This window comes from Streptomyces durocortorensis, assembly GCF_016901035.1.
Taxonomy (GTDB): Bacteria; Actinomycetota; Actinomycetes; order Streptomycetales; family Streptomycetaceae; genus Streptomyces; species Streptomyces durocortorensis.
On the sequence record NZ_JAFEUF010000201.1, the window covers coordinates 1 to 8,896 of the forward strand.

The window sequence follows — 8,896 nt, forward strand, 5'->3', positions numbered from 1 at the left end:
CCCCCTCCCGCCGCGCCCGGATCGAGGGGCTGCTGCTCGGGCTCGCGTCCGGCGACGCCGCCGGGTGGCCCGCAGCCCGGCACCGGGCGGCCCGGATGCCCGAGTGGACCCGGCGGCTCACCCGGGAGCTGGACACCTTCGCCGAGCAGAACGCCACCACCACGCTCCCGGTGCCCATCGCCCTCAACCAGCCGCCCGAGCCGCTGCGGCTCGGCCCGTCCGACGACGCCGAGTGGGCCGCGTTCGCCGCCCGTACGGTGCTGGCGGCGGCCGACGACGCGGTGGGTCTGGCCCCCGGCCGCCGGATGCGGGACGCGGTCGACCGGGCCTGGAACGCGCTCGCCGCCACCGTCGCCGCCGCCAGCGCCCGAGCCCCCGAGGTCGAGGCGGCAGTCCTCCCGCTGCGGGCCCGGATCTCGGTGCGGGCCGGGCTCGGCAACCTGGCCGCCGGGCTCCGGCCGCCCGCCACCGGGCACGACAACCCGCACTACTTCGACGACGCCGCCTGCGTCCGGGCCGCCGTGCTCGCCGTGGTCCACCCGGGCGACCCGGAGGAGGCGGCGGCGCTCGCGGAGTTCGACGCCCGCTACACCCAGGACGGCGACGGGGTGCACGGCGCCCGGGCCGTGGCCGCCGCGATCGCCGTGGCGCTGACCGGGGCGGACGTCGACACCGTGGTGAACGCCGCCCTCGACCGGCTCCCCGACGGCACCGAGATCGCCCGCAACGCCGTGCACGCGGTCCGTCTGGCCCGGGAGTTCGCGGACGAGCCCGCCGGGGCGTTCGCCCTGGTCCCGGTTTTGGAACACCAGATCGTCGACCACGTCTACAGCTACGGGATCGCGGCCGCCGAGACCGTCCCCGTCGCCCTCGCCCTCACCACCGCCGCCCGGGGCGAGATCGCCCAGGCGATCCCGGCCGCAACCTGCCTCTCCCGGGTCGCGGACTCCGCACCCGCCCTGGCCGGGGCGCTGACCGGGGCGATCGGCTCGATCACCGCCGTACCGGCGGGCTGGCGCGAGGCCTGCCGCACACTGGCGGGCTGTGCGCTGCCCCGGCTCGCGGGCACGGACCTGATCGAACTCGCCGGGCTGCTGGCAGCCACGGAACCGGCCCTCCCGGGTGGACAATTCCGGCATGACGCCCACAACGGCCACAGCTCCCGCCGCCTCGACGCCGCAGGCCTCCCCCACCACACCCGGACTCGATGACCGGATCACCCGGGCCCTCGTCGGAGCCGCCGTCGGCGACGCGCTCGGCGGCCCGGTCGAGGGCTGGACCCCCGAGCAGATCGCCGAGCGCCACGGCGGCCGGGTCACCGGGATCGTCGGCCCCTGGTACGGCGAGGACTGGCGCACCGCCCGTCCCATCGCGCCGTACCACAAGGGCGACGGGCACGTCACCGACGACACCTTGATGACCCACGCGCTGATCCGCGTCTACGAGAAGGTCCGCGACCACCTCGACGCCTACGCCGTCGCCGACCATCTCGTCCCGGATCTGCTCTCGCCCCGCTGGATCCCGGAGCTGGAGGCCGAGGCGCTCCCCCTCCAGCGGATCTTCCTGGCGGAGAAGTGGATCGTGGCCCGGCTGCACTACGGGCACATCGACCCGCGCGAGGCCGGTGCGGGCAACATCGTCAACTGCGGGGCGGCGATGTACATGGCCCCGGTCGGCCTGGTCAACGCCGGTCACCCGGAGGCCGCGTACGCCGAGGCGCTGGAGGTCGCGGCCCCGCACCAGTCCTCGTACGGACGGGAGGCCGCCGGGGTCTTCGCGGCCGCCGTCGCCGCCGCCTGCCGCCCGGGGGCCACCCCCGCCACGGTGGTCGACGCCGCCCTCGCCCTGGCGAAGGACGGCACCCGCTCCGCGATCGAGGCGGTCTGCGAAGTCGGCTTGCACCACGACGACTTCGAGTCCGCGCTCGCGCCGCTGCGTGCGGCCGTGGAGCCCTTCGACACGGTCGGCCCCGACTACCGCTCCCCCGCGCTCGGCGCCCGCCGCCCCTCCCGGCTGCACGCCATCGAGGAACTGCCCGTCGCCCTGGGAATGTTGCTGGTCGGGGGCGGCGACTACCGGCGTACGGTGCTGGGTTCGGTGAACTACGGCCGCGACTGCGACTCCATCGCCACGATGAGCGGGGCCATCGTGGGCGCACTGGGCGGCGAGGCCCCGGCCGACTGGGCGACCACGGTCGCGGAGGCGAGCCGCCTGGATCTGCACGCCCCGGCCCGGGCGCTGACCCAGGTGGCCCGGGAGGTCTTCGCCCGGGACCTGGAGCGGCGCGCGGCCCACGAGGAGGCGTTCATCGCGCTGGCCGGTGAGCGGTGAGCACCCACCGGCCCGTCCGCCTCACCTGGGTGCAGCCCGAGGACCTGGTCGGGCACGAGCTGCGGCAGGCCGCGCAGGACGGCCGGGACGTGCGGGAGATCGAGGAGCGGTGGCACGGAGCCGGGGGCACCCCCGCCCCGGACCGTGCGGGCGCCTCCGAGCCGCCCGCACTGCCCCGGCTGCGCGAACTCGCCACGCAACTCCTCGACGAACTGGCCCTGTTGGAGTCACCGTTGGCGGCCGACGAGCCGACCGACCTGGACGCGATCGTGGCCGCCTGCCCGCACTGGCCGGGACCGCCCGAGGCCGCGCCCGCCGTCGACCGCAGCCGCCTGCACGCCGCCTGGCTCGGCCGGGCGGTCGGCTGCCTGCTCGGCAAGCCGGTCGAGAAGCTGCCGCTGACCGGCATCCGCGCGCTCGCCCGCGCCACCGGAAACTGGCCCCTCACCACCTGGTTCACCGAACACGGCGTGCCCGCCGAGCTGCTCACCGCCCACCCCTGGAACCGCCGCTCGGCCCCCACGTCCCTGGCCGAGAACATCGACGGCATGCCGGAGGACGACGACCTCAACTACCCGCTCCTCACCCTGCTGTTGCTGCAGCGGCACGGCCGAACCTTCACCACCGCCGACCTGGCCCGGCTCTGGCTCGACGAACTCCCCGCCGGGCGCACCTTCACCGCCGAGCGCATCGCGTACGGCAACCTCCTGGCGGGCGTCGAACCCCCGGGGACCGCCCGCCGCCGCAACCCGTTCCGGGAGTGGATCGGCGCGCAGATCCGGGCCGACGTGCACGGCTGGACGCACCCCGGCGACCCGGCCGGGGCCGCCGCCCAGGCCCACCGCGACGCGGTCCTCACCCACACCGGCAACGGGGTGTACGGGGCGATGTTCACCGCCGCCGCGCTCGCCGTGGCCGCCGGGGGCGAGAGCGATGTGCACGGCTGCCTGGCGGCCGGGCTACGCGTGGTGCCGCCGCACTCGCGCTACGCCCGCGCCGTCCGCCTCGGCATCGAAACAGCACGCACGGAAGGAGAGTTCGACGCCGTCGTGGACCGGCTGCACGCCGTCTACGCCGACACCCACCACTGGGTGCACGTGCTGCCCAACGCCGCGCTGCTCGCCGCCGCCCTCACCCACGCAGGCGGCGACTTCACCCGGTCGATCGGCAACGCGGTATCCGGCGGCTGGGACACCGACTCCAACGGGGCCACCGCCGGATCGCTCGCCGGACTGCTGGCGGGCGGGCCGGACGCCCTGCCCGCGCACTGGACGGCTCCGCTGAAGAACCGGCTCGCCACCTCCGTACCCGGCTTCGACCAGGTCGGCTTCGACACCCTCGCCGCACTGACCCACCAGGAGGCTCTGCGCCCATGACCCGCATCGCGGTGCTCGGCAGCACCAATATGGACCTCGTCGCCTACACGGCCCGCGCTCCGGGGCTCGGCGAGACCGTCACCGGACGGGAGTTCCGGACGGTCCCCGGCGGCAAGGGCGCCAACCAGGCCGTCGCCGCCGCCCGCGCGGGCGGGGAGGTAATGATGATCGGCGCGGTCGGCGACGACGTGTACGGGGCGCGACTGCGCGACGGCCTCGAACACGCGGGGGTGGACACCGACCTCCTGCACACCGCCGAAGGGCCCAGCGGCACCGCGCACATCGTGGTCGACGACTCCGGGGCCAACGCGATCGTGGTGGTCCCGGGGGCGAACGGCGTCGTGACCGCGCTCGGTCCCGGGGAGATCGCGGCGATCGCCGCGTCCGAGATCCTCCTCATGCAGCTCGAACTCCCCCTGTCCGCCGTCGTCGAGGGCGCCCGCGCGGCCCGGGCGCAGGGCGTGCGGACCATCCTCACCCCGGCTCCGGTGCAGCCCCTTCCCGACGAACTCCTCGACCACATCGACCTGTTGGTCCCCAACGAGCACGAGGCCGCGGAGTTGTCCGGGCAGGCCGACCCGCACGCCGCCGCCCAGATCCTGCTGCGCCGGGTGCCCGAGGTCATCGTCACGCTGGGCGCGAAGGGCTGCCTGTACGCGGCCCGGGGCGGCGAGCCGGTGCTCTTCGAGGCGCCCTCGGTGACCGCCGTCGACACGACCGGGGCCGGGGACACCTTCGTCGGCGCGCTGGCCGTGGCGCTCGGCGAGGGGCGGCCGGTGGCCGAGGCCGTGGCGTTCGCCTCCGCCGCCGCCGCGCTCTGCGTACAGAAGCCCGGCGCGTCCACGTCCATGCCGTACCGCGGCGAGATCGAGGCCTCATGAGCACCACCGCAGCAGGACCCCTGACCGGGCTGAAGGTCATCGACCTCGCCACCATCTTCGCCGGACCGCTCGCGGCCACCATGCTCGGGGACTTCGGCGCCGATGTGATCAAGGTCGAGCACCCCCGTAAGCCGGACCCCTCGCGCGGGCACGGGCCCGCCAGGGACGGGGTGGGCCTGTGGTGGAAGCTGCTGGGCCGCAACAAGCGCACCCTGACGCTGGATCTGTCCGCGCCCGGCGGCCGGGACGTGCTGCTGCGCCTGGCCGCCGAGACCGATGTGATCGTCGAGAACTTCCGGCCGGGGACGCTGGAGCGCTGGGGGCTCGGCCCCGAGGAGCTGCACGCGGTGAACCCGCGTCTCGTCCTGGCCCGGGTCACCGGCTTCGGCCAGTTCGGGCCGTACGCGCACCGCCCCGGCTTCGGAACGCTGGCCGAGGCGATGAGCGGGTTCGCGGCGATCACCGGGGAGCCGGACGGGCCGCCGACGCTGCCGCCGTTCGGGCTCGCCGACTCCATCGCGGCGCTGGCGACGGCGTACGCGGTGATGGCGGCGCTCGCCGGGCGGGAGAAGACGGGCGAGGGGCAGGTGGTGGACCTGGCGATCATCGAGCCGATCCTGACCGTGCTGGGCCCGCAGCCGCTCTGGTACGACCAGCTCGGCTACGTCCAGCCGCGCACCGGCAACCGCTCCCGCAACAACGCCCCGCGCAACACCTACCGCACCGCCGACGGCCACTGGGTCGCGGTCTCCACCTCCGCCCAGTCCGTCGCCGAGAGGGTGATGCGGCTGGTGGGCCGCCCGGACCTGATCGACGAGCCCTGGTTCGGCGCGGGCACCACCCGGGCCGAGCACACCGAGGAGCTGGACGGGGCGGTCGGCCACTGGATCTCCCGGCACAGCCGCGAGGAGGTGCTCAACGGCTTCGAGAAGGCGGAGGCGGCCGTCGCGCCGATCCATGACGTACGAGAGGTGATGGAGGACCCGCAGTACCGGGCGCTGGGCACCATCGCCGAGGTCGACGACCCGGAGCTGGGGCCGCTGCGGATGCAGAACGTCCTCTTCCGGCTCTCGGAGACCCCCGGCGGAATCCGGTGGGCGGGCCGCCCGCACGGCGCGGACACCGACGAGATCCTGGCCGGGCTCGGGCTCTCGGAGACCCGGATCGCGGCACTGCGGGACCAGGGGGCGCTGTGACGGGCCGTGCGCTGCCGGTCCCGCCACTGCCGGAGGACCCGCAGGACGACGACCTGGGCCGGCCGCCGCTGACCTGGCTGTACGTCCCCGGGGACCGGCCGGAGGTGGTAGCCAAGGCGCTCGGCTCGGGGGCGGACGTGGTGATCGTCGACCTGGAGGACGCCGTCGCCCCGGACCGCAAGGAGTACGCGCGCTCGGCCACCGCCGAACTCCTCGGCGACCAGGTGACCGCCGCCACCGACGCCGTACCGGTCCATGTCCGGGTGCACGGCGAGGACGACGTCCGGGCGCTGGCGGGGCTGCCGGGTCTGGCGGCGTTCCGGCTGCCGAAGATCACCCATGCGGTCTCGGTGCACCATGTGGCGGCGGTGGCCCCGGGCGTACCGCTGTATCCGCTGCTGGAGTCGGCGCTGGCGATCGAACACGCGTACTCGATCGCCTCGGCCCATCACGCCGTACGGGGCATCGCCCTGGGCGAGGCGGACCTGCGGGCCGACCTGGGCGTACGGGAGGACGCCGGGCTCGACTGGCCGCGCAGCCGGGTCGTGGTGGCGGCCCGGGCGGCGGCTCTTCCGCCACCGGTCCAGTCGGTGTTCCCGGACGTCCGGGACCTGGACGGGCTGTGGGCCTCGTGCCGGCGGGGGCGGGCGCTCGGGCTGCTGGGCCGGGCGGCGATCCATCCGCGCCAGCTGGAGGTGATCGAGCGGGCCTACCGGCCGACTGCCGAGGAGATCGAGGCGGCCGAGCAGATCGTCGCGGCCTCGGCGGTGGAGTCGGGGGCGCTGGCGCTGCCGGACGGGAGGTTCGTGGACGCGGCGGTGGTGGCGTCCGCCCGCCGCACGATCGCGCTCGCCGGGCGGGCCTGAGACTGCGGGCCCGCCCGGCGCGCGGGAGGTGGTGCGGGGTGCGCCCGGGGAGGGCGCCGGGGGGTCAGCCCTTCTCGGCCGCCGCTTCGGTGCTCTCGGCGGTGCGGTCCTTGCCGGGCTCGTCCTTGCTGAGCGGGTCCTTCTTCGCGTCGGCGTCCCCGGCGTCCTTCTCGGCGGCGTCCGCCTTCGCGGAGCCGTCCTTGTCGGAGTCCTTCCCGGGGGTGGTGTCCCGGTCGGGCTCGACGATCTCCTCGCGGCCCGGACGCAGCTTCGCGGAGACCACGATGTAGGCGACGGCGAGGGCGAAGACGATGATCGCGGTCCACACGTTCAGGCGGAGGCCCAGGATGTGGTGGGCCTCGTCGACCCGCATGTACTCGATCCAGCCGCGCCCGGCGCAGTAGGCCGCGACGTACAGCGCGAACGCCCGTCCGTGGCCGAGCCGGAAGCGGCGGTCGGCCCAGATGACCAGCAGCGCGACACCGATGCACCACAGCGACTCGTAAAGGAAGGTCGGGTGGTAGGTCCCGGCGGCCCGGTTGGGGCCCTCGCTGATCTCCAGCGCCCAGGGGAGGTCGGTGGGCTTGCCGTACAGCTCCTGGTTGAACCAGTTGCCCCAGCGTCCGATGGCCTGCGCGATCGCGAGGCTCGGGGCCATCGCGTCGGCCCAGGCGGGCAGCGGGATGCCCCGGCGGCGGCAGCCGATCCAGGCGCCGACCGCGCCGAAGGCCACCGCACCCCAGATGCCGAGGCCGCCCTCCCAGATCTTGAAGGCGTCGACCCAGTTCTCACCGTCGCTGAAGTACAGCTGGTAGTCGGTGATCACGTGGTAGAGCCGTCCGCCGACCAGGCCGAAGGGCACCGCCCAGACGGCGATGTCGGCCACGGTGCCGGCTTTGCCGCCGCGGGCGATCCAGCGCTTGTTGCCGAACCAGACGGCGACGAAGACACCGATGATGATGCAGAACGCGTAGCCGCGGAGCGGGATCGGGCCGAGCTCGATCACGCCGGTCGACGGACTGGGAATGGAGGCAAGATTCATGGCGAGGTCGACGCTACCCTGCCGGGCGGTGGGTACGGCAAGCCACCCGGCAACGTCTGGGTAACGAGGACCACGTCACGGGCAGGCCCCGCAAGCCCGGCCCGATCGGCAGAAACGCCCCGGGGCCCGGTCAGGAACCGGCGGCCGACGACGGCGCGGCCGGGGTGGACGGCGGGGTGGACGAGGTTGCGGATCCGTCGGCCGGGGCGGACCCTTCGGCCGGGGCGGACGGGGCAGTGGACCCCTCGGCCGGGGTGGCGGTGCCCGGCTTCTTGCCCTTGTTGGCCTCGGCGACCCACTTCTTCAGGTTCTCCGGGGAGATCTGCTCGTCGCCCTTGGCCGGGAAGACGGACTCGCCGTTGAGCAGCACCGTGGGCGTGCCCTGGAAGCCGCCCTCGCGGAACGCCGTGTCGGACTTCTTCACCCAGCTGTCGTGCTCGCCGTCCTCCACACAGCTGCGGAAGCCCGGCGTGTCGAGCCCTTCGACCTCCCCGGCCAGCTCGATCAGCCGGCTGTTCTTGGCGAAGGCGTCGTCCGGCTCGGGAGGCTGGTTGCTGAAGAGGACGTCGTGGTACGGGGCGAACTTGCCGACGCCCTGGGCGCAGGCGGCGGCGTTGGCGGCGCGCAGCGACCCGGTGCCGCCGAGATTGCCGTCGATGATGGTGGCCAGGTGGTACTCCACCCGGAGCTGGCCGTCGTCGGCCAGCTCGGTGATCGTGTCCCGGAAGGCGGTCTCGAACTGGGCGCAGACGGGGCAGCGGAAGTCCTCCCAGATCGTGAGGGTGGACGGGGCGTCGGCCGCGCCGACCGGCAGGGTCAGGGCCGCCTCGCCGATCGCGCCGGACGGGGCGACCGCCGGGCCGGAGGCGGAGTCGCCGCCGTCGTCCTTGCCCGCGTTGGCCGCGATCAGGCCGACCACGGCGGCCAGGCCGAGCACCCCGACCACCGCCGAGGCGACGATCAGCGTCCGGCGGCGCTTCTCGCGCCCCTTGTCCCGCTCGCGCTGCTGGGCCAGGCGCTCACGCGCGCTTCTGTTTCCCTCAGGGATCTTGTCGCTCACACCCGGGGAACGAACCGGGGGGGGGCCGCCCCCCCCCCCCCCCCCCCCCCAACCCCCCCCAGGGTGGGATTTAACCGGCCGCATGGGACACACACCACGCAGCCGACAGCGCCCGGCGCGCGCGCCGCGCCGCGCGCCGCGCGC

General features: G+C 74.9%; 8 protein-coding genes. 6 read left to right on the top strand and 2 right to left on the bottom strand.

Annotation, left to right across the window (positions count from 1 at the left end; all coding sequences use genetic code 11):
- From JS521_RS27595 to JS521_RS27620, 6 genes are all read left to right on the top strand, one after another.
- The coding region (locus JS521_RS27595) for an ADP-ribosylglycohydrolase family protein (RefSeq protein ID WP_205085681.1) at positions 1-1,211 on the top strand (1,211 nt) is incomplete at its 5' end.
- Complete coding sequence (locus JS521_RS27600; RefSeq protein ID WP_205085682.1) at positions 1,138-2,331, top strand: ADP-ribosylglycohydrolase family protein; 1,194 nt, start codon at positions 1,138-1,140, stop codon at positions 2,329-2,331. The genes JS521_RS27595 and JS521_RS27600, both read left to right, overlap by 74 nt.
- Positions 2,328-3,707, top strand: a complete 1,380-nt coding sequence (locus JS521_RS27605; protein WP_205085683.1) for an ADP-ribosylglycohydrolase family protein — start codon at positions 2,328-2,330, stop codon at positions 3,705-3,707. The genes JS521_RS27600 and JS521_RS27605 overlap by 4 nt, the downstream gene beginning before the upstream one ends.
- Positions 3,704-4,588: a ribokinase gene (gene rbsK, locus JS521_RS27610; protein WP_205085684.1), complete on the top strand. Its 885-nt coding sequence runs from the start codon at positions 3,704-3,706 to the stop codon at positions 4,586-4,588. Before JS521_RS27605 ends, rbsK begins: the two co-directional genes overlap by 4 nt.
- A complete protein-coding gene (locus tag JS521_RS27615) occupies positions 4,585-5,784 on the top strand; it encodes a CaiB/BaiF CoA transferase family protein (protein ID WP_205085685.1) in 1,200 nt (399 codons plus the stop codon). Before rbsK ends, JS521_RS27615 begins: the two co-directional genes overlap by 4 nt.
- The gene (locus JS521_RS27620; protein WP_205085686.1) at positions 5,781-6,650 is read left to right on the top strand and encodes an HpcH/HpaI aldolase/citrate lyase family protein; all 870 of its coding nucleotides are present in this window, start codon (positions 5,781-5,783) and stop codon (positions 6,648-6,650) included. Before JS521_RS27615 ends, JS521_RS27620 begins: the two co-directional genes overlap by 4 nt.
- Before the next feature lie 64 nt (positions 6,651-6,714).
- Here the strand turns inward: JS521_RS27620 and lgt are convergent, their stop codons facing one another.
- Together lgt and JS521_RS27630 are read right to left on the bottom strand one after the other, a co-directional pair.
- A complete protein-coding gene (gene lgt, locus JS521_RS27625; protein WP_205085687.1) occupies positions 6,715-7,692 on the bottom strand; it encodes a prolipoprotein diacylglyceryl transferase in 978 nt (325 codons plus the stop codon).
- 130 nt (positions 7,693-7,822) lie between these two features.
- Positions 7,823-8,752 carry a DsbA family protein gene (locus tag JS521_RS27630; protein ID WP_205085688.1) on the bottom strand — a complete coding sequence of 310 codons (930 nt, stop codon included), beginning with the start codon at positions 8,750-8,752 and terminating at the stop codon, positions 7,823-7,825.
- Between the last annotated feature and the right edge of the window lie 144 nt (positions 8,753-8,896).